This window comes from Flavobacterium sp. CYK-55, assembly GCF_018413465.1.
Taxonomy (GTDB): Bacteria; Bacteroidota; Bacteroidia; order Flavobacteriales; family Flavobacteriaceae; genus Flavobacterium.
The window spans coordinates 1-20,166 of the sequence record NZ_JAHCDK010000004.1; the positions used below are offsets into that span (position 1 = coordinate 1).

Here is a 20,166-nt window from a genome sequence, read left to right on the forward strand (position 1 = left end):
CACGGCTGCGCCTACGGACACGTTGCACTACAGACCGCTGCGCTTTAGGACAAAAGGGATGGTCTCGGTTTCACGGATTCAATTACTTCAAAAATCAAAGTTCGTTAATCTTCAATCGTTAATCATTTCGCGCAGCTGCTCAGGCACTCAGAATCTCAGCAGCTCAGTTTAGTGAGGTTCGTCTGTGTTGCGCGAGTGTATTTAGGATTTTTTACATCAAATCTACCGCAAACCTTTAACAGATGATGCAGAAAATCTAGCGCTATCCGGGTTCATTTCATTGCTGAACCATTAAAAAGTAAATGCCCGGAGAAAAACCTCAACCCGCAAACAATCCGCATGAGGGTGATTACTAACCGGCTCAATGAAAAGAAAATTTATTTAGAATGAGTGCGGGAATTGGCAGGGCATAAATGGGCTGGTACAACGGAGAAATATATTAAAGTCGATGCCGTAAATGAGCGGGAACTGATAAATAGATTTTTCCCTATTTAATAATCTACTATTGGAATAATAATTGACAGTCAGTACATTTACAATGACATGACAAAGTTGGGAAAAGCATAAATTGTGTTGGTTTTCACAAAGTATTTAATACATTTGCAGTATGCTAGTCACTCGACAAGATATAATTGTTTTAAAAAATCTATCAACTACAAAAGAACTTATTTCTGTTGATACGATTCCTAATACCTTTAAAACAGATTTCCAAATGTTCTTTTTTGGTAAAACATTTGTAAAGACTGACAAGGGTTTATTTGCATATCCTCACGATATTAAAAAGTGGACTCGTTTTATGTTTAATAAGTATAACGGTTAAGTATATCAATGCTTCCTGATTATTTATTAAACTTCAATGATGCTCTTTTAAAATTCCAAGAAAAATTCCCGAGAGATAATTGGTCAGCAGAGTTTAAAGATTCTTTGATTAATGATTATTCTTTTTATTCTGCGAGAATTGAAGATTCTAAACTTGAATATGGCGACACAATCCGTTTTTTAAATAACGAAACTGTACGTGGGATAAATTTTGATTCATTGCTCGGAATTTCAGAACATCAGTCTGTTTTAAAAAGTCTTCTTGAAAATTTACAAAACTTCCAATTAACTGAAGAAACGGTTAAAAATATCCATAGTGGTTTAATGAAATCTCCTTTAGCTTGGGAAACCGATTTCAACCCTGAGTTGGTTGGGAATTACAGAAACATTCCGACTGTTGGTTCTCGACAACCGTTCTTTGCGGATAAAGAATATTCGCCACATTACAATTTGGAAATTGTCATGGCTACATACGTGGATATGTTTAATGCGAGATTAGGAGATATTGATAATTCAATTTCTGAAAAGCACTTGTTAACCCGAGTTGCTTATTTTCACAATAAATTTTTGAATGAGATACATCCATTTGCAGATGGAAATGGTAGAGTTTGCAGAATAATTATTGGAGCGGTTTTAATGGCGAATAATTGCCCACCAATATTTCCACAAATCACAAATCAGGAAGAACAAATAGAATATATTTCGACAATAATAAAATGCGAAAAAGACAAAAGTGATATTTCTTTAATTGAATATCTAGCCAAAGGCATGACAAATTATCTAATGGCTAGAATGAAAAAATAACAGAATTTTTATACGTTTGTAGCGTGATACTTAGTCAAGCCTCTTGCATGTGAAAGCATGAAACGTAACTAAGTGAAAGAAATAAAGCCTTTAGGAAACTAAGGGCTTATTTTATGTCTTTAAGCGTTTACAATAACACATGAGTTAAGTCATTTTTAATTGCATTCGTAATATAGAAGAATGGACGTTCTTAATGATTATGCGTAGCTTCACAAAGTCGTATAAGTATAAATTCAACGGCATAGATTACCACTAGCGCAAAGTCGGAAGACTTTGCACAGCAGGAATAATATAAGTTTAAAAGTATAGAAAGTTTAAGAAGTTGATTTTGAAGCATCATTCGTAATTAACAATTCGTAATTCATAATTCATAATTCGTAATTCACAATTCGTAATTCACAATTCGTAATTCGTAATTCATAATTCGTAATTCACAATTCGTAATTCATCCGCGCAGGAGGAATCTCAGGCTCTCCCCTGCTCAGAGTCTCAGCTGCTCCAATAAAAATAAGTATATTTGCACCCGGAATTCTAAGTTCAAGCATGCGCTATTTTATTCAGTTTTCATACAACGGCACGCAATACCACGGTTGGCAAATACAACCCAATGCCAGCTCTGTGCAGCAAACCCTGACCGAGGCTTTGAGCACGTTGTTGCAAGAAAAGATGGAGTTAACCGGCGCCGGCCGAACCGACAGCGGGGTTCATGCCCAAATGATGTTTGCGCACTTTGATTTTGAGCACGCTTTGCCCGAAAATTTAACGCACAAACTCAACTCGTTTTTGCCCAAAGATATTGCTGTGCAAAAGGTTTTTGAAGTAGCCGCCGATGCGCATGCGCGTTTTGATGCTACGGCACGCACCTACCAGTATCACATACACCAACAAAAAAATGTTTTTTTAGACAGTCTGAGCTGGTTTTATGGCAAAGAACTCAAGGTTGATGCCATGAACGAGGCGGCAAAACTGTTGTTGACGCATACTGATTTTGAGTGTTTCTCAAAAGTGCATACAGAAGTGTATACTTTTGACTGCGCGGTTGCTGAAGCATATTGGACGGTGGCGCAAGACCAACTAACCTTTACCATTACGGCCAACAGATTTTTGCGCAATATGGTTCGGGCCATAGTAGGAACCTTGCTTGAAGTGGGCCGCGGACAAATGACGCTGGCCGAATTCCAAGAAGTATTAAACAGTAAAAACCGCAGCGAGGCCGGCGTTTCGGTGCCCGCGCACGGTTTATATTTAACCAAAATTGTATATCCGTATGTTTCGTTTGACTCTACCAATTGATGAGAAACAAAATACTGATATGCGAAGAAACGCATAGCCCCGATAGCAGTGAAAATCCTTTTGTGGCGGGGTTCGACACAAAAGATTGCAACGAATAGCGGGAATAGCTACAAAAAAATAAAATAGCTCAGTTTCTCAGCAACTCAGCAACTCAGTAACTCAGATGAAAGCAAAAGCCTTTGATACCGTTGTTTTTAAACGAATTCTAAAATACGCTCAACCTTATCGTTGGCGTTTTAACAGTGTGGTGGCGTTTGCCATTTCACTATCGGTGTTTGCCGCGCTCAGGCCGTATTTGCTCAAGCTCACCGTTGATGATTACATCAAAACCCACGATGGGCAAGGCTTGTTGTTGTATATTGTTTTGATGGGTGTGGTGCTCATGCTTGAGGTTTTTTCGCAGTTTTACTTTGTGCTTTGGGCCAATTGGCTCGGGCAAGATATTGTCAAAGATATTCGCGTTAAACTTTTCAAACATATGCTGAGTTTTAGAATGCAGTATTATGACAACGCTCCGGTGGGGCAATTGGTGACGCGCTCGGTATCAGACATAGAGCAAATTGCCAAAATCTTTAGCCAGGGTTTATTTATGATTACCAGCGATTTGATGAAGATGGTTGTGGTGCTGTTTTTTATGTTTTATATGAACTGGCAACTGAGTTGGATTGTGGTGCTTGCCATGCCGGTTTTGGTGTTTTTTACCCGAATTTTTCAGCGCAAAATGCAAGTGGCTTTTGAGGAGGTGCGCAACCAAATTGCCAATATGAACACCTTTGTACAAGAGCGCGTAACGGGCATGAAAATAGTTCAGCTGTTTCACCGCGAAGCCATTGAGGCTGAAAAGTTTAGCCAAATCAATGACAAGCACCGCAAAGCATGGGTCAAAACCATTTTGTACAACTCGATTTTCTTTCCGATTGCCGATATCATCTCGTCGCTTACTTTGGGGTTTGTGGTGTTGTACGGCGGCATCCGAATTTTGCACGGCGACCATTTTACCACCTTCGGAGATTTGTTCTCGTATACCATGTTTATTGGCATGTTGTTTAACCCGCTGCGTCAGATTGCCGATAAATTCAATGAGATGCAAATGGGGATGATTTCGGCCAACCGCGTGTTTGATATTATTGACACCCAAGATCAGATTCAAGACACCGGAAGCACAGTAGCACCTGTTTTTAAAGGCCATATTGAGTTCAAAAATGTACACTTTAGTTATATTGAAAACGAAGAAATCATCAAAGGCATCAACCTTGAGGTCAAAGCCGGACAAACCGTTGCTATTGTAGGTGCTACCGGAGCCGGAAAATCTACGATCATTAATTTGCTCAATCGCTTTTACGAAATCAATGCCGGCAGTATTTATATTGACGGGCGCAACATCAAGGAATACACCCTTGAATCTATGCGTCAACAAATTGCCGTGGTGTTGCAAGATGTATTTTTGTTTGCCGATACCATTTTGAACAACATTACCCTGCACAACCCCAACATCAGTCGTGAACACGTGATGGAAGCCGCACAAAAAATTGGCGTTCATGAGTTTATCATGAGTCTTCCGGGCGGATATGACTACAACGTTAAAGAGCGCGGTGTGATGCTCTCATCAGGACAACGCCAACTCATTGCGTTTTTGCGTGCTTATGTGAGTGAGCCGAGCATTTTAATTTTGGACGAGGCTACTTCATCAATTGACACGCACTCTGAAGAGCTCATTCAGAGCGCCACCGATAAAATCACGCGTGGGCGAACATCGGTAGTGATTGCGCATCGTTTGGCCACCATTGTCAAGGCCGATCAAATTATTGTGATGGATAAAGGCCTGATTGTTGAGCAAGGCACACATGCTGAATTGCTGAACATGTCAGGCGGTTATTACAAGAACTTATACGATTCGCAATTCTTATCCTCAACTGAATAATTTAAAATTGATACATATTAGCTGTTAAAGTTTTAAAAAGTTAATTTTATCTTAAAAAAATTATATTTTTAGCCCGCTCAAACAAAATTGTATGCGTGCAAACCACCCTATTTTATTTATTCTTTTTTACTTTTTTATAGGTACATCCCAAGCGCAGACAGCTGTTGATTCACTTAAACTCAGTTCGGCACTCACCGATTCAACCCAAGTGGTCAAGCAACAATGGGTTCAGATTGATCCAAACACCACCTACATTTTTACAAAACCCCGAACGATTGATTTGATTCGTTATGTTCCGTCAGATTTATATCAATTTGGCGTTTCACTCACCCGAAAAGAAAACCTCAAATGGGATGCTTTGGCTTTGGGGGCTACAGCGGCAACGGTTCCGTATGATCAGAAAATTCTGGAAGACGCCATTGATTTTGGCGATCGCTTAGGCGGTTGGGACGAATCACCGCGCTACAAACGCGTTTTGGGATTAGAGTTTTTTCCGACCAGTATTAGTTCGGCGGTATATTATATTGGCAACGGAAACACTACGCTTTTTTTGAGTGGTTTTTTCTATATAAAAGGGCTCATCAACCGCCAAGATTATCGCGCACTCAATACTTCTAGTGAATTGGTTGAAGCTTTGCTCAGTGTAGGCATTACTACGCAAACCATCAAACGCATGACCGGTCGACAAAGCCCAATTGCCGCTCTTGAAACCGGTCACGATGGCGGACATTGGACTCCTTTTCCGAGCTTTAGTGCCTTTGGCAAACACACGCCCTATTACGATGCGATGCCCTCAGGGCACATGGCCACTTTTATGGCTACACTGGTCATTATATCAACCAATTACCCTGAATATAAATGGATCAAACCAGTAGGGTATTCACTCGGTGGGCTGTTAGCATTTAGCATGGTCAGTAATAAAGTACATTGGGCTTCAGATTATCCGATTGGAATTTTGGTAGGCTATATGATTGGTAAGAACATTGCCAAACGCCGTATTACCGTCAAAAAAAACAACAACGTGGGCATGGTTCAGAAAAAGCCACGCTATGAAGTGAGTTATAGTTTGAATCAGTTTTACAACACCCAATTGGCCGGAATAACCCTTAAGTTTTAGATTGTACGGATGAAAAAAATAATTGCTTTTGTTTTTGCTTTCTGTTTTTTAACACCCGGAAAAGCCCAAAACCGAGACATCACCAGTGCCGGTGATATTATTCAAATTGCCATTCCTGCTGCGGCCTTAACGAGTGCATTTATATACAATGACGACGGTTCAAAACCTGTACGACAATTTTTCTTGGCCTACGGAAGCGGATTCATCCTACAACAATCACTCAAACATATTGTGCTCAAACCACGTCCGGATGGTTCTAACAATTATTCTTTCCCGTCAGGTCATACCACTTGCGCTTTTACCGGTGCTGCTTTTATACAAAGAAGATACGGCTGGAAATACGGCGTACCAAGCTATCTCTTGGCTTCATTTGTGGGCTATTCACGTATTCAGGCCAAAAAGCACGATGGTTGGGATGTATTGGCCGGTGCCACGATTGGTATCGGAGCCAACTATATTTTTACCAAACCCTATCAGAAAAAAGTTCAGGTAAGTTTTAACAACGAACAAAACGGTTATCAACTCGGATTGACCTATACTTTTTAACGCGTTCTGCCCAGCTAAACTCATTTTGATTTTAAAATAAATGCGTACATTCGCAACCGGAATGACGCAGGTCATTTTTTTTGCAAATTTTTGAAATAACACTCTACAATGAAATACGATATTATTGTTTTAGGAAGCGGACCGGGCGGATATGTAACAGCTATTCGCGCTTCGCAATTGGGCTTTAAAGTAGCCGTTGTTGAAAAAGAAAACCTGGGTGGAATTTGCCTCAATTGGGGTTGTATTCCCACCAAAGCACTTTTAAAATCAGCACAAGTGTTTGACTACTTAAAACACGCTTCAGATTACGGTTTGACCGTTAAAGAATACGATAAAGATTTCAATGCAGTGATTGCGCGTTCGCGTTCAGTAGCCGATGGCATGAGCAAAGGCGTTCAATTCTTGATGAAAAAAAATAAAATTGATGTGATTGACGGTTTTGGAAAAATTAAACCGGGCAAAAAAGTTGATGTTACTGCAGCCGATGGCAAAGTAACTGAGTACAGCGCTGATCACATCATTATTGCTACCGGAGCTCGTTCACGCGAGTTGCCCAACTTGCCGCAAGACGGTACCAAAATCATCGGTTATCGTCAGGCCATGACGCTTCCGAGCCAACCTAAAAAAATGATTGTAGTGGGTTCAGGCGCCATTGGTGTTGAGTTTGCTCATTTCTACAACGCGATGGGCACCGAAGTTACCGTGGTTGAATTCATGCCGAACATTGTTCCGGTTGAAGACGAAGACATTTCAAAACAATTTGAACGTTCACTCAAAAAAGCAGGCATCAACATCATGACCAATGCTTCGGTAGAACGCGTTGATACTTCAGGCAGCGGCGTAAAAGCTTTTGTCAAAACCGCTAAAGGCGAAGAAGTTTTAGAGGCTGACATTGTGCTTTCGGCTGTGGGCATCAAAACCAACATCGAAAACATCGGACTCGAAGAAACCGGTATTGCTACTGACCGCGATAAAATTTTGGTGAACAGCTATTACCAAACCAACGTTCCGGGTTATTACGCCATTGGCGATGTAACACCCGGGCAAGCTTTGGCGCACGTAGCCTCAGCCGAAGGAATTCTTTGCGTAGAGAAAATTGCCGGATTACACGTTGAACCGCTTGATTACGGAAACATTCCGGGTTGTACTTATGCTACGCCTGAAATTGCTTCGGTAGGTTTGACTGAAAAAGCCGCTAAAGAAAAAGGATACGAAATCAAAGTAGGTAAATTCCCGTTCACTGCATCAGGTAAAGCCAAAGCTGCCGGAACTCCGGACGGTTTTGTCAAAGTTATTTTTGATGCCAAATACGGAGAATGGCTGGGTTGCCACATGATTGGAGCCGGCGTTACCGATATGATTGCCGAAGCCGTGGTAGCGCGTAAACTTGAAACCACCGGTCACGAAATTCTCAAAGCGGTGCACCCGCACCCAACCATGAGCGAGGCTGTGATGGAAGCGGTTGCCGATGCTTATGGCGAGGTCATCCACTTGTAAAAATCAAAATACCATAAATATAAAATCCGTTGGGCTACCAGCGGATTTTTTTTTTGCGGCTTAAACAAAAGTTAGTTTTTTAACATTCCTTTTGTATTTCAATGATTTATACAGAATTTTAAACAAAATTGTTATTAACGAATAAGGCTGTAAAAATGAAAAAAACAATGAGTTTAAGCTTAGTGCTGTTTGGTTTTTTCTTCTTGTGTGCGCAAGAAAACATCAAACTGATTGGTTTTAGTTCTAACGGAAACGGAATCGATAACCTGGTTCAATGGAATGCCGGCGAAACCAACTTTACGCTAATGACACCTACAAACTATGTTGGGGTTTTGGTAGGTTCATCCGTTTACAATTCAAATGTGGGAACCTATTATTCTCGAGTGTTGGTTGAAGAAAACAATGATTATGTGAGTAAGATGTTTCGCTTTAATACAACCAACGCTACCGCAGAACTAACCGAAGCTACAACGGTTTACAACGGTTCGGCTGAAGTTGATATGCAAACCGGGATGCTTTACTCATATGACGGTGATTTAGATAACAATTTATACCTCAACCGCTATAATCCTTTGACCCAAAGCTCTACCAATTTGGGGTACTTTGAACTTCAGCCCAACACATTCTTTTTTCCGGATGCCAGTGCTTATGACTCAGACAATGGTTTTTATTACTTTGTGATTCAAGACGATGAGGGTAAAAAATTAGTAAAAGCCAGTATCAGCAACGACACTTTTACCCATACAATAATTCCGATTACAGGTACAACTATTACCGGAAATATTGGTCTTGAATTTAGTATGGCACAAAATAAAATCTTTGCTATTTATCCTGACTACAATAGTGTTACAGGTACCACGTTTATGCGCATTGGTCAAATTGACCCCAACACCGGAGCCTTTACCAATGAAACAGAACTGGTTGAAATATCAGGTTTACAATTGTTTAACCGTAGCTATGATCAAAACACTGAAAAATTATTGTTTATTGGCAATGATTTACAAAATCAACAGCGGTTATATGCCTACAATACACTCACCGGTATACTAGAGAATTTATCATTGCCCGCTACAATGCTCATTGAAATTGAAGCCGATAATTACCAATATGCGGTGCAACGCTACCCGAATCTGAGCACCAACAAAGCAAAAACAGAATCATTCACTATGGCACCCAACCCGGCAGATGATTTGATTACCATACAAACACAAAACAAAAAAGTGAACTATTCTCTTTGGGATTTAGTCGGAAAAAACGTAGCCCAAGGCAGTATCCAAGAACAGAAAACCATTGATGTTTCATTCTTATCACCGGGTATGTATCATTTAATTTTAGAATCAGATGCAGCTCGAGAAGTAAAAAAATTGAGTATTCGATAAAGTTAAGTGCTCACCAATACTACTCAATCAAAAAATAAAAACCGTCACTTGAACGGTTTTTATTATTTTTAAAAATTATCTGTTTCTTATGAAAACATATTTTATCTGCATTTTGGTAGTACTTTCATGTACAGCTTGTTCACGCAAACAAGCTGAAAATTCATACCAACCACATGAGTACGTAGAACTCAAACACCCTGAATGGAGCAAAAGCGCCACGATATATGAAGTAAACGTGCGTCAATATACACCCGAAGGAACCTTTAAGGCTTTTGAAGCCCATTTGCCGCGACTCAAAAAAATGGGCGTTGATATTATTTGGCTCATGCCGATTCACCCCATTGGCGTTGAAAAAAGAAAAGGCACTTTAGGAAGTTATTACTCGGTCAAAGATTACTACGGCATCAACCCTGAGTTTGGCACCAAAGCCGATTTTAAACACCTCGTGGATCAAATTCACCAAATGGGCATGCATGTGATTATTGATTGGGTGGCCAACCATTCGTCATGGGACAACCCACTCGCCAAAGACCATCCCGAATGGTATACCAAAACCGAAGAAGGACAATTCCAGCCCACACCTTGGTATGATTGGGACGATGTGATTGACTTTGATTATGACCAGCCGGGCATTCGCGAATATATGACTAAAGCATTGGTGTATTGGGTCAAAGATTTTGATATTGATGGTTATCGTTGCGATACAGCCGGTTTTATTCCGACGGATTTCTGGAACCAAGCCCGCGCTGAAATGGATGCTGTAAAACCTGTTTTTATGCTCGCTGAGTGGGAATCGCGCGATTTGCATCAAAAAGCCTTTGACATGACTTATTCTTGGACTTTATTTGATAAAATGGCCGCTGTAACCCGCGATCACAAACCGCTGGGCGGGCTCATTGAATATATGGCGCATGATGTGAGTACTTTTCCGCGTGATGGCTACCGCATGACTTTTACCGACAACCACGATATGAATTCTTGGAACCACAATATGTTGTACAATTTTGGCGATGGCCTGCAAGCCTCGATGGTTTTGTGCGGAACCATCAACGGAATGCCGCTCGTTTATGGCGGACAAGAAGCCGGACTTGACCGATCATTGAAGTTTTTTGACAAAGACTTGATCAACTGGAAATCATTGCCGTATGAAAAAATCTTCACGCAAATCTTTGATTTAAAACACCAGAACAAAGCACTCTGGAACGGAAAAGAAGGTGGTGTGATGGTGCGTATGTACAACGACAAACCCGAGCAAGTTTTATCCTTCTCGCGTAAAAAAGACAACAATCAAGTGATTACCCTGATCAATTACAGCGCAGAGCCGGCCTCGGTTACTTTAAAATCTGAACATCAAAAGGGCCTATATAAAGAGTGGTTCAGCGGGCAAGACATGCAGCTTAGAGGCAACGACATATTGACTCTTAAACCTTGGGAATATAAGGTTTTGGTGCAATAAACTAAACCGTTTTGAGGGCTTCCATCAAATAATCAATATCTTCTTGTGTGTTGAGATGACTCAGTGAAATGCGCAGCGAAGGTTTTGTTAAATCATCATCAGAAAGCATTTGCGCCAACACATGCGAAGGCGAGATACTGCCCGATTGACAAGCGCTTCCGCGTGATACGGCAATACCTTTCATATCGAGATGAAACAAAATCATGGCCGTTTTATCCGCTGCAAAAGGCAACAACACATTCAGGATATTGTAAAAGCCATCCTCGGCACCATTGATTTTAAATCCGGGAAATTCCAGCTGTAAAGCGTTCAGTAAATATTGGCGTAAATGCAATACATGAGCGCGATGTGCCTCGAGTTGTTCTAATGAAATTTCAAGTGCTTTGGCCATGCCCACAATGTTGTGGACTGATTCGGTTCCGGCGCGCAGGCCTTTTTCTTGCTCACCGCCCAAAAGAATCGGTTGCATTGATGTTCCTTTGCGGATGTATAAAAATCCGATGCCTTTGGGCCCATTGAATTTATGCGCACTGGCTACTAAAAAATCAACGGGTATTTGTTGTACATCTATAGACGTTTTGCCCATGGATTGTACCGTATCAGAATGAAAAACAGCACCGTATTTTTGGCACAAAGCCCCCACTTGCTCAATATCAGTGACCACCCCGGTTTCATTGTTCACGTGCATCAGCGAAACCAATGTTTTAACTTCTTGAGCGAGTAATGCTTCAAGTTGAGCCAAATCGGGTTGTCCGTTGGGTTGAATCTTTAAAAGCACCAATTCAAAATCATTCGATTGAGCCATTTCTTCTAAAGTATGCAAAACCGCATGATGCTCGGTTGGGCTTGATATGATGCGCTTGATTTGCAAATGCGCTACAGCATTGCGAAAAACCCAGTTGTTTGATTCGGTTCCGCAAGAAGTAAATACAATCTCTGAGGCGTTGGCATGGATGGCCTTGGCAATGGTTTTTCGGGCGAGTTCAATACTGCTTTTGGCTTGACGACCAAAGCTGTGGGTTGATGATGGGTTACCGAAATCATTGTGCAATGAAGACACCATAGCCTCAATAACTTCAGGAGCAATAGCCGTGGTAGCGGCATGATCTAGGTAGACTTTTTTCATGCGCCAAAGGTATTAATTTCATCTTTGATTGTAGCGTTTGTAATGCTGTGATGTAAATTAAAATCCTATTTTTGTCAAAATTTTTTTCATGAAAAAAGCATTTGGAATACTAGCTCTATTATTAGCATTAAACAGCTGTGATGATGGCGATTTGACCATTGAAAATGTAGATTTTCAAACCGTTACTGCCGCTAGTTGTGGTGAAACCATCTACAAAATCAGAGATAATGAAGCTATGTATCTCAAAATGCCCACTTCAGAAAATGCTTTTATCAATGAAGCCACAATTGACGGAGTGCCTCGGGTTCGCAGCATTGGCGGGAATATTAGTGTGACCTATCGCACCTACAACGGTACGGTTTCATCGGCTAATATTTGCAACACACCCAGCCCGGTGAGTCCGGCCGCTACTCAAGAATGGACGGCTGTTGATGGAGACATTGAAATTACCACTACCGCTGTTTATTCAACTCCGGATGCAACAACCGGTGCGACCAAAGTGGTTCGGTACCTACACAACATCGTTTTTAAAAATATTGTATTTCAAAAACCTGATGGTCAACAGATTTATGAGACCTTTAATTTTGGTGAATACAGCACCACGCCCACTACATTGCCTTTTAATTTAATTGCTGATGATGTGAAGCTTTGCGCATCGGGCAACTTATTATACAATGCACGCAACAATGGAATCGAAGGCTTATATATTGAAAATTTAGATCCGGCACTTTTATCAACCGACAACCTGGGTACTGCAAAAAGCGCTTTGATTTCTGACACAACCAACCACTTGGTGTACCGTTTATTTGAAACAGCCATAACTACAACCAACAATGAGTACTTTTGCGGAGGCTCGTTTCCGGACGCGCCTGTTGTTAATGAAGAATGGATTGCCCAACCCGGTGTTTCGGGCACCAGCGGAATCATTGAAGTAACCACCACAACCAACGGAACCGGTTATTTGCATACCATCAAACTCAAAGGTGTGACGTTTCAGAAAGGCAACAATACTTTTTACTACGGAAACGATATTCTATACGGGAATTTGTTGACCAACTAAAATTATTTTGGCTGTTTGAAATAAACTTCAGTGGCACCCAAACCATATTTTTGGTAATTGGCATCTTGAAATGATATTTGGTCATATCGACTGAGCATTGCATCTAAATCGGCTTTGAGAACACCCTCGCCCACACCGTGGATAAAAACAATTTTTGGAATGCGATTTCTGATGGCAAATTCAACATGTCGTTGTGCAGTTTCAATTTGCAAATTCAAGATTTGATAGTTGCTCAAAATTTTGTGGTTCTTGACTAATTTTTCAATGTGCAAATCAAATTCCGGCGGAGGAATCTCGCCTTTTTGGCGGACCGAAACCGGTTGTTTGTGTTTGAGCGGAGCCTCTTTTTGCTCTTGTATTTTTTGAGCATTAAAGCTTTTTATACTTCCGGTTAAATCGCTGGTATTTAAATTTTTAACCAATTGATTGACAAAATAAGTCATCGGGAAACCATCGGTGGTTTCAATCGTAATTTTATCGCCTTGAATTGTAGTTATTACGCCATCAATAGCATCGTCTAAAACCGAAACCTGATCGCCTAACTTAAAGTTGCTCATCGTCCTTATTTTGTTCTTTACTGGGTATTTTAGCACTCAATTTGATCAATCCAAAAATAAAAACAGCTAGTGCAATGACCATAACTACTGTGTTTTTTTCGTCTGAATTTTGCTCGTAAAAAGCTACTGCAATGGCCACAACCATAACAAGCAATAAAAGATTTTTCATAGAAGATTGATAAAAATTGAAAATCAAAAATAGCAAACTTAAAATTGGCAAGCACGCATTTTTAAAGGATATTTTTTTGTAAAATTGCCTTAGTAAAAACAACAACATGAATTGGGAAGAATACATGATTCCGTGTATGAGCAAAACACTTTTCGGGCTCGAATGTCCGGGTTGTGGTGCTCAAAGAAGTTTGTTGTTGGTTTTGAAAGGAGATTTTTCGGCGGCTTTCTATATGTATCCGGCCATATACACCTTGCTGTTGTTTTTTGGATTTTTAGGCTTACACTTTATAGACAAAAGCCACAATTACCATAAAATACTTGTGCGATTGGCAGTGATAAACGGCATCATAATGACCGCAGCTTATTTATACAAAATGTTTATATTCTAATCTGATTTATTCTCTATGGAAAAAAGAAAATTACCCAATGCTTCGGCTGTACTCATTTTAGGTATCATGTCTATACTCACCTGCTGTTGTTGGGGAGTTATTGGTTTAGTCTTGGGGATTGTAGCCTTGGTTTTGGCCAAAAAAGACATAGCTCTTTACAACGAAAACCCCGAAGAATACGAAGGCTATTCCAGCATAAACACAGGACGAGTTCTGGCCATTATTGGAATTGTTCTGAGCGCCATTTATTTTGTAATCAACATCTATATGTTGGTTGTTATGGGCGAACAAGGCATCAAAGACTTCCAACAAAACTTGATTGAAAAAATCAAACACCAACAAGAAATGGAAGAAATGGAATAAAAAAATCCTCCGGTTTTCGGAGGATTTTTTTTTATCGTTCAAACTGTTTTAAAGTTTCTGTAATAATACGTACACAGTCGAGTAATTGCTCTTCGTTCATGACCAGTGGCGGTGCAAACCTGATGATGTTTCCGTGGGTGGGTTTGGCCAATAATCCATTATCTCTGAGCGCCATACAGATGTTCCAAGCGGTTTCACTGTCTTCAGTATCGTTGATTACAATGGCATTCAAAAGACCACGACCTCTAACTAAAGTGGCAATATTGCTGGTTTGAATATATTCATTAAGTTTAGTTCGAAATAACTTACCTAAAGCACGTGCATTTTGAGCCAATTGCTCGTCAGATACTACATCAAGTGCAGCCATAGCAACCGCTGCTGCTACAGGGTTTCCACCAAAAGTAGATCCGTGTTGTCCGGGTTTAATCACATTCATGATATGATTGTTGGCCAAAACGGCCGAAACCGGATAAGCACCGCCTGATAAAGCTTTCCCTAAAATCAAGATATCCGGAGTGGCATAAGTGGCTTGGCGCTCGCATTGTTTTTCGCAACTACAATTTCCGCACACAGCCAACAACGATCCGGTTCTGGCAATTCCGGTTTGGATTTCGTCGGCAATAAACAAAACATTGTGTTGGTTGCAAAGTTCTTTGGCGCGCATCATATAATCATCCGCTGGGGTGTAAACACCCGCTTCACCTTGAATGGGTTCAACCAAAAAACCGGCAATATTTTGATGATTCTGGAGCACTTCTTCTAAGGCTTCAATTGAATCATACGGAATACGAATAAATCCGTCGGTATAAGGCCCAAAGTTTTTACGCGCATTCTCATCGTTAGAGAACGAAATAATTGTAGTGGTTCTTCCGTGAAAATTGCCTTCACAAACCACAATAAGCGCTTGACTTTGGGCAATTCCTTTGACTTCATAAGCCCATTTGCGGCAAATTTTGAGTGCAGTTTCAACGGCTTCAGCTCCGGTATTCATCGGAAGCACTTTGTCAAAACCAAAATATTGGGTTAAGTATTCTTCATAAAGACCCAATTTATCATTGTAAAAAGCTCTTGAGGTAAGCGTCAGAGTTTGTGCTTGTTCCACCATAGCACCCACAATGCGCGGGTGGCAATGGCCTTGATTGACCGCCGAATAAGCCGATAAAAAATCGTAGTATTTTTTGCCTTCAACATCCCAAACATAAACACCTTCACCGCGGCTTAACACCACCGGTAACGGATGATAATTGTGGGCTCCGTATTTATCTTCGAGTTCAATTAAAGCTGCCGAGCTCATTTTTTCAATCACTGACATAAAAAATTTCTTTAAAATAGAGAATTACCATTCCTACTTGTACGGAGAGAAATCATCCTAATATGCCACAAAACTAGATAAAATATTGAGAATTCAACAAAATAAACAGCCATTTTAAGGCTTAAATTAATGTTCACTTTGCATTTTTGATAGGATATCATTCATCATTTCAATCTGAACCTTCTGAATCTCGATAAGTTCCTGCTGCTGATGCAACATCAAATGATCGAGCTTTTCATGCAGCATTCTGATTTCAAGTTCTGATTTGAGGTTGATCATATAATCATTGCGCGCGCGTTCGCGGTCTTTTTCTTCCTGACGGTTTTGGCTCATCATAATCACCGGCGCTTGCAGAGCTGCAATACACGACAAAATCAAATTGAGTAAAATAAACGGATATGGATCAAAACCTTTGTTGGCAAACCAATATACATTGAGGCCAATCCAAATCAGGATAAAAAAACCAAACGAAATAATGAAGGTCCAGCTTCCGCCAAAATCAGCAACGCGATCAGCAACTCGTTGACCTAAACTTAAATGAGCAGGCAAATCATCAATCTGATTGACCAAAAGTTTGTTCTCATTAAGCGAGTTCATCACATTGCTTTCAAGCTGACTCAACTCGCCTAAGCCACGACTCAGATAATTGGCGATGTATTTTTCGCGGTATAAATTGAGTTCACTTAATGATATAGAATCATCGTCGGTAATACCGGGATAATCTTGCCTAATTAAATCCAGAATAGAAAGGCTCACAAACTGACATGAAACACGCTCAGAAAGCGGAAACTCTACACCTGAAATAACACTGACAAAACTATTTTTTTTCATCTGATTCCCTATAGGTAAATTAAAAAACAATCGTAAAAGTGGCTCCCTGATTTTTGCCCAGACTGGTAGCGTCAATCCTTCCTTTATGTTTCTCGACTACGGTTTTACAAAGATATAACCCTAGTCCGGTTGGATACTCATTGGCGGTGCCCATTTTCTTTTCTGTGGTAAATTTTTCAAACAAAACGCTCGAGTTTTTGAGCTCAAATCCCAAACCGTGGTCTTGAATACTGATGAATAACTGATCATTTTTGACTTGGTAAACCACATTGATTTCACTTTCGGGATGCGAAAACTTTAGCGCATTATCAACCAAATTCACCAAAACGCGCAACAATAAATCAGGATCAATCCACAGCATATAATCATTTACGAGTATCTCAGATACCAGTTTAATTTTCTTGAGTTGCGTTTGCTGGCTTACCTGAACAGCAAGTTGATTGTTTAATTCAACCAATGAAACTCTTTGCAACTTAGGCTCAATAGACAGCAATTCATCTTGAATTTTAAGCAATTTGATAAATCCATGAATAAAATTGAGTTGCTGCGTAGTGGCTTCATGAATGAGCTTGGCATATTGCGGAATGGGTTCAGCGGCGTTTTCATCGATGATAAATTGCGCCAATGACTGCGAATTGGTGGTAAAAGTCTTTAAATCATGCGACAACAAATACAGCATATCTTGTTTTTCGTTCAAAAACTTCTCATTGCTTTGAATCATCTCTAAAATATGGCGCATCAGCAAACCCGCTTCGTCTTTATAATCAACCGGAAGCAATGGTATTTCGCGCTTTTTTTGATAACTCAAAAGAGATCTCGAGGCCAATTCGATGGGAAAAATCAATCGCTTCAAGACCAACAAGGTAATTCCGGTGGCCAACAAAGTCAATATCAAAGCCCAAATCAAAATAGATACTGGCGATGCGTGTTCGCTTCCGAACAAAACGTAGAATAAAATGCCAATGAGCGGAATATGGATGCCCACAAAGGCCACAAATAAAAATTTAAAAGCATAACTCTTTTTGAGAAAGCCAACAGACGATAAACTTTGATACAACTTCATGGATGGATTGATTTGATTAGAAAACAAAAATACGTGCTAAAACCCAGAAGCTTGTATATATCTCGATAAATTATACACAAAAAAAACCGCTGCAAAATATACAGCGGTTCTACTCTTTATCGGTTCATTCTATTTTCGAGGATTTTCTTAAACGAACGTCCTCTGATTTCATCAAGTGTTAATCCCGTGGCCAAAACTTCTTCTTCGGTAATGGCGCCACTGTTAAGTGCCCGCAAGAAATAGTTGAGCAAACCTTGTCCGGTGGCCGCATCGTCAAAAACATCACCAATCAAAGTCGCACGCGCCGCTTTGTCTACAAACGTTTTCAAACGCTCTACCGCATCGTCATAACTTTCTAAGAAAAACGCATACACGGCTGCATAACGCATCGCGAACTGCGCCGGATTCAAATCCCAACCTTGATAATATCCGTTCCACAATGAGTGACGAATATGGTCATAACCTTTCTTCCAAGCGCGGTGTACCACCTGCGTGTTTTCTAGTTCTTGCTCGGGAGTCAAATCGCCACGGTGCGGACCAATCGGCATGGTGTTGGTAGCTCCATCGCTGAGCCAAATGCCCGTGTGTGCCAGAGCTACTTTGGTCATATGATGCGCAAAATCACAGACCGGATGATCCATCTCTTGATACTTGGCCGTAATACTGCAACTCGCGGTATAATCATAGGTTCCAAAATGCATCGCAATACATCTGCCCTGCGCTGCCTGAATAAATTTGTACAACGGGTTGGTTCCGTCAATAGCCATAATCGCTTGCGTGGTCTCAACCATCATTTCCATTTTCAAAACACCGGTTGCCAAGCCCAGCTCTTGTTCTAAAATCGCAAAGAAATTCGCCAAAGTTTGCGGCTGCTCCGGTATGGTTACCTTGGGCAACATCACGACAAAATTCTCCGGAAGTTTTCCGCCGGTTTCTTTGACCAAAGTCGATACAAAAATGTCCAAAGTGCGCAATCCGCGTTCTTTCATTTCTTCAGTAAACGGCTTGATCCGAATACCTACAAACGGCGAAAGCGTTCCTTCGCGCATGCCTTTAGCCAACTCGCGCGCAGTGGTTTCGGCCGTTTGATCTTCTTCTTCGTTGCTGCGGTTTCCGTAACCGTCTTCAAAGTCAATGCGGTAATCTTCAACGGCTTGGGTTTTGAGTTTGGCCACCACTTTATCATAAATGCGTTGGCTGAATTTCGGATCCGAAAAACCAAAAACGCTTCCGAAAACTTCGTGGTTCGGGGCATAGGTTTGCAGAATTTCTAAAGCGCGTGCCCCCAAAGCCAAGGCCGCATCTGATTTAAAAAGATTCGCACCGCCATAAAGCGTATGCACGGGTTGACGCTCACTGCGATCGCCCGGATATATTTGGTTAAAAGCCGAATTGGCCTGTTTTAAGCTATTGAATAACTGCTCTTTTTTATCGTTGGGAATGGTCATTTTAATTACGAATTAAAAATTATGAATTACAAATTTTGAATTATTAGTTTTAGAAGCTGATCCTGCTGTTCGCTGCAATCTTTTTTGCTTTTGTCACCCCGAGCGCAGTCGAGGGGCATCTTAATCAGCAAAAAAGGATTTCCGCTGCCATCAGGGCTATGAGTTTAGCTTCCGCGGTAGGTGCTGTATCCAAACGGATTCACCAACAACGGCACATGATAATGCGCATCGTCAAAAGTCTGAAAAATAATCTCTACCATCGGGTAAAAAGTTGGGGTTTTCAAACCATCATAATACGCGCCTGTATCAAAAACCATCTGATAGGTGTCGGGTTTTAAAATGCGGTCGGGCGGCAATAGATCAGGAATTCTGCCATCGGCATTGGTAACGCCTTGCGCGAGCGTTTGCCAGGTTCCGTTGCAAAACCTCTTGAGTTTAATGGTGATGTTTTTTCCGGGAACGCCCACCGAAGTATCGAGCACATGCGTGGTAATCTGGCTTACTTTTAAAAAGCCGAAATTCGCATCGGTGAGTAATCTCTTAAACCGAATAATACTGATTTTATGCTGCTCGCCCATCGCAATAGCCAATTCTTCATCCGCAGAATTTTGCAATCGGTCTTGCAACAATCTGAGCATTTCATCAGCCGATTTTCCGGTAGCACAAACAATAAAAATAAAACCAAACTTGGCCTCATAATCTGCATTGGCTTTGGCTAAATCTTCAATGGTTTGCATCGTGGCAACCGCAACGCCGGCTTGTTCTTTACCGGCAAACTTTTCGGTCAAACTCTTCACATCGCCAATTTTCGGATGATGCGTAAATGATTCGCGCCAATCAACTTCAGTGCATTGGTGGTACCAAATATCTTCGGCACGCGCTACCAAATCTTGTTCAGAAGCAAACGGAAAATGCTGCATCAAGGCATCTGTCCAACGCTGTGAACCACAACAAGCAAACAAATGAGCTGCGGCGGTACTTTTATCTAATCGATTAAAACTTTCTAAATTCATA

General features: G+C 40.9%; 19 protein-coding genes. 11 read left to right on the forward strand and 8 right to left on the reverse strand.

The genetic code is table 11. The features are described 5' to 3' along the window. Nucleotides 1-828 precede the first annotated feature (828 nt). The 8 genes from KIH23_RS06475 to KIH23_RS06510 all read left to right on the forward strand — a co-directional run bounded on the left by KIH23_RS06475 (nucleotide 829) and on the right by KIH23_RS06510 (nucleotide 10,832). Nucleotides 829-1,623 carry a Fic family protein gene (locus tag KIH23_RS06475; protein ID WP_213212227.1) on the forward strand — a complete coding sequence of 265 codons (795 nt, stop codon included), beginning with the start codon at nucleotides 829-831 and terminating at the stop codon, nucleotides 1,621-1,623. A gap of 543 nt (nucleotides 1,624-2,166) precedes the next feature. Further along, entirely contained in the window at nucleotides 2,167-2,916 is a 750-nt protein-coding gene (gene truA / locus KIH23_RS06480) for a tRNA pseudouridine(38-40) synthase TruA (protein WP_213212233.1), read from the forward strand. 163 nt (nucleotides 2,917-3,079) lie between these two features. Beyond that, nucleotides 3,080-4,837, forward strand: coding sequence for an ABC transporter ATP-binding protein (locus tag KIH23_RS06485; protein WP_213212235.1), 1,758 nt, complete (start codon nucleotides 3,080-3,082; stop codon nucleotides 4,835-4,837). Nucleotides 4,838-4,928: 91 nt separating this feature from the next. Beyond that, nucleotides 4,929-5,954 carry a phosphatase PAP2 family protein gene (locus tag KIH23_RS06490; protein WP_213212236.1) on the forward strand — a complete coding sequence of 342 codons (1,026 nt, stop codon included), beginning with the start codon at nucleotides 4,929-4,931 and terminating at the stop codon, nucleotides 5,952-5,954. Between the two features lie 9 nt (nucleotides 5,955-5,963). Next, nucleotides 5,964-6,500 (forward strand): phosphatase PAP2 family protein, encoded by a 537-nt coding sequence (locus KIH23_RS06495; protein WP_213212238.1) that lies wholly within the window; start codon nucleotides 5,964-5,966, stop codon nucleotides 6,498-6,500. 108 nt (nucleotides 6,501-6,608) lie between these two features. After that, a complete protein-coding gene (gene lpdA / locus KIH23_RS06500) occupies nucleotides 6,609-7,997 on the forward strand; it encodes a dihydrolipoyl dehydrogenase (protein ID WP_213212240.1) in 1,389 nt (462 codons plus the stop codon). 167 nt (nucleotides 7,998-8,164) lie between these two features. Further along, a complete protein-coding gene (locus KIH23_RS06505) occupies nucleotides 8,165-9,376 on the forward strand; it encodes a T9SS type A sorting domain-containing protein (protein WP_213212242.1) in 1,212 nt (403 codons plus the stop codon). Between the two features lie 88 nt (nucleotides 9,377-9,464). Beyond that, complete coding sequence (locus tag KIH23_RS06510; protein ID WP_213212244.1) at nucleotides 9,465-10,832, forward strand: alpha-amylase family glycosyl hydrolase; 1,368 nt, start codon at nucleotides 9,465-9,467, stop codon at nucleotides 10,830-10,832. Between the two features lies 1 nt (nucleotide 10,833). Here KIH23_RS06510 and KIH23_RS06515 read toward each other — a convergent pair whose 3' ends face one another. Continuing rightward, nucleotides 10,834-11,958, reverse strand: coding sequence for a cysteine desulfurase family protein (locus KIH23_RS06515; protein WP_213212245.1), 1,125 nt, complete (start codon nucleotides 11,956-11,958; stop codon nucleotides 10,834-10,836). An 88-nt stretch (nucleotides 11,959-12,046) separates the two neighbouring features. Here KIH23_RS06515 and KIH23_RS06520 point away from each other — a divergent pair, with 88 nt between their 5' ends. Further along, nucleotides 12,047-13,018: a hypothetical protein gene (locus KIH23_RS06520; RefSeq protein WP_213212247.1), complete on the forward strand. Its 972-nt coding sequence runs from the start codon at nucleotides 12,047-12,049 to the stop codon at nucleotides 13,016-13,018. Nucleotides 13,019-13,020: 2 nt separating this feature from the next. On the opposite strand, the gene KIH23_RS06525 is transcribed toward KIH23_RS06520, so the two are convergent. Both KIH23_RS06525 and KIH23_RS06530 read right to left on the reverse strand, forming a co-directional pair. After that, complete coding sequence (locus KIH23_RS06525) at nucleotides 13,021-13,575, reverse strand: Smr/MutS family protein (protein ID WP_213212250.1); 555 nt, start codon at nucleotides 13,573-13,575, stop codon at nucleotides 13,021-13,023. Continuing rightward, nucleotides 13,562-13,744, reverse strand: a complete 183-nt coding sequence (locus KIH23_RS06530; protein ID WP_213212252.1) for a hypothetical protein — start codon at nucleotides 13,742-13,744, stop codon at nucleotides 13,562-13,564. The genes KIH23_RS06525 and KIH23_RS06530 overlap by 14 nt, the downstream gene beginning before the upstream one ends. A gap of 106 nt (nucleotides 13,745-13,850) precedes the next feature. On the opposite strand from KIH23_RS06530, the gene KIH23_RS06535 reads away from it, so the two are divergent. Together KIH23_RS06535 and KIH23_RS06540 are read left to right on the forward strand one after the other, a co-directional pair. Continuing rightward, the gene (locus KIH23_RS06535; RefSeq protein WP_213212254.1) at nucleotides 13,851-14,135 is read left to right on the forward strand and encodes a DUF2752 domain-containing protein; all 285 of its coding nucleotides are present in this window, start codon (nucleotides 13,851-13,853) and stop codon (nucleotides 14,133-14,135) included. Between the two features lie 15 nt (nucleotides 14,136-14,150). After that, nucleotides 14,151-14,498, forward strand: coding sequence for a CCC motif membrane protein (locus KIH23_RS06540; protein ID WP_213212255.1), 348 nt, complete (start codon nucleotides 14,151-14,153; stop codon nucleotides 14,496-14,498). Nucleotides 14,499-14,529: 31 nt separating this feature from the next. Here the strand turns inward: KIH23_RS06540 and rocD are convergent, their stop codons facing one another. From rocD to uraD, 5 genes are all read right to left on the reverse strand, one after another. Further along, nucleotides 14,530-15,810, reverse strand: a complete 1,281-nt coding sequence (gene rocD, locus KIH23_RS06545) for an ornithine--oxo-acid transaminase (RefSeq protein WP_213212258.1) — start codon at nucleotides 15,808-15,810, stop codon at nucleotides 14,530-14,532. A 126-nt stretch (nucleotides 15,811-15,936) separates the two neighbouring features. Then, nucleotides 15,937-16,641: a DUF1003 domain-containing protein gene (locus KIH23_RS06550; protein ID WP_213212264.1), complete on the reverse strand. Its 705-nt coding sequence runs from the start codon at nucleotides 16,639-16,641 to the stop codon at nucleotides 15,937-15,939. A gap of 19 nt (nucleotides 16,642-16,660) precedes the next feature. After that, nucleotides 16,661-17,704: a sensor histidine kinase gene (locus KIH23_RS06555; RefSeq protein ID WP_213212265.1), complete on the reverse strand. Its 1,044-nt coding sequence runs from the start codon at nucleotides 17,702-17,704 to the stop codon at nucleotides 16,661-16,663. A 116-nt stretch (nucleotides 17,705-17,820) separates the two neighbouring features. Next, nucleotides 17,821-19,152 (reverse strand): DUF6986 family protein, encoded by a 1,332-nt coding sequence (locus KIH23_RS06560; RefSeq protein ID WP_213212267.1) that lies wholly within the window; start codon nucleotides 19,150-19,152, stop codon nucleotides 17,821-17,823. A gap of 164 nt (nucleotides 19,153-19,316) precedes the next feature. Further along, complete coding sequence (gene uraD, locus KIH23_RS06565) at nucleotides 19,317-20,165, reverse strand: 2-oxo-4-hydroxy-4-carboxy-5-ureidoimidazoline decarboxylase (RefSeq protein ID WP_213212269.1); 849 nt, start codon at nucleotides 20,163-20,165, stop codon at nucleotides 19,317-19,319. Between the last annotated feature and the right edge of the window lies 1 nt (nucleotide 20,166).

What these genes read in the sequence shown, in the direction of transcription:
- KIH23_RS06475 (WP_213212227.1), top strand. Translation starts at nt 829, where the DNA reads ATGCTTCCTGATTATTTATTAAACTTCAATGATGCTCTTTTAAAATTC.
- truA (WP_213212233.1), top strand. Translation starts at nt 2,167, where the DNA reads ATGCGCTATTTTATTCAGTTTTCATACAACGGCACGCAATACCACGGT.
- KIH23_RS06485 (WP_213212235.1), top strand. Translation starts at nt 3,080, where the DNA reads ATGAAAGCAAAAGCCTTTGATACCGTTGTTTTTAAACGAATTCTAAAA.
- KIH23_RS06490 (WP_213212236.1), top strand. Translation starts at nt 4,929, where the DNA reads ATGCGTGCAAACCACCCTATTTTATTTATTCTTTTTTACTTTTTTATA.
- KIH23_RS06495 (WP_213212238.1), top strand. Translation starts at nt 5,964, where the DNA reads ATGAAAAAAATAATTGCTTTTGTTTTTGCTTTCTGTTTTTTAACACCC.
- lpdA (WP_213212240.1), top strand. Translation starts at nt 6,609, where the DNA reads ATGAAATACGATATTATTGTTTTAGGAAGCGGACCGGGCGGATATGTA.
- KIH23_RS06505 (WP_213212242.1), top strand. Translation starts at nt 8,165, where the DNA reads ATGAGTTTAAGCTTAGTGCTGTTTGGTTTTTTCTTCTTGTGTGCGCAA.
- KIH23_RS06510 (WP_213212244.1), top strand. Translation starts at nt 9,465, where the DNA reads ATGAAAACATATTTTATCTGCATTTTGGTAGTACTTTCATGTACAGCT.
- KIH23_RS06515 (WP_213212245.1), bottom strand. Translation starts at nt 11,958, where the DNA reads ATGAAAAAAGTCTACCTAGATCATGCCGCTACCACGGCTATTGCTCCT.
- KIH23_RS06520 (WP_213212247.1), top strand. Translation starts at nt 12,047, where the DNA reads ATGAAAAAAGCATTTGGAATACTAGCTCTATTATTAGCATTAAACAGC.
- KIH23_RS06525 (WP_213212250.1), bottom strand. Translation starts at nt 13,575, where the DNA reads ATGAGCAACTTTAAGTTAGGCGATCAGGTTTCGGTTTTAGACGATGCT.
- KIH23_RS06530 (WP_213212252.1), bottom strand. Translation starts at nt 13,744, where the DNA reads ATGAAAAATCTTTTATTGCTTGTTATGGTTGTGGCCATTGCAGTAGCT.
- KIH23_RS06535 (WP_213212254.1), top strand. Translation starts at nt 13,851, where the DNA reads ATGAATTGGGAAGAATACATGATTCCGTGTATGAGCAAAACACTTTTC.
- KIH23_RS06540 (WP_213212255.1), top strand. Translation starts at nt 14,151, where the DNA reads ATGGAAAAAAGAAAATTACCCAATGCTTCGGCTGTACTCATTTTAGGT.
- rocD (WP_213212258.1), bottom strand. Translation starts at nt 15,810, where the DNA reads ATGTCAGTGATTGAAAAAATGAGCTCGGCAGCTTTAATTGAACTCGAA.
- KIH23_RS06550 (WP_213212264.1), bottom strand. Translation starts at nt 16,641, where the DNA reads ATGAAAAAAAATAGTTTTGTCAGTGTTATTTCAGGTGTAGAGTTTCCG.
- KIH23_RS06555 (WP_213212265.1), bottom strand. Translation starts at nt 17,704, where the DNA reads ATGAAGTTGTATCAAAGTTTATCGTCTGTTGGCTTTCTCAAAAAGAGT.
- KIH23_RS06560 (WP_213212267.1), bottom strand. Translation starts at nt 19,152, where the DNA reads ATGACCATTCCCAACGATAAAAAAGAGCAGTTATTCAATAGCTTAAAA.
- uraD (WP_213212269.1), bottom strand. Translation starts at nt 20,165, where the DNA reads ATGAATTTAGAAAGTTTTAATCGATTAGATAAAAGTACCGCCGCAGCT.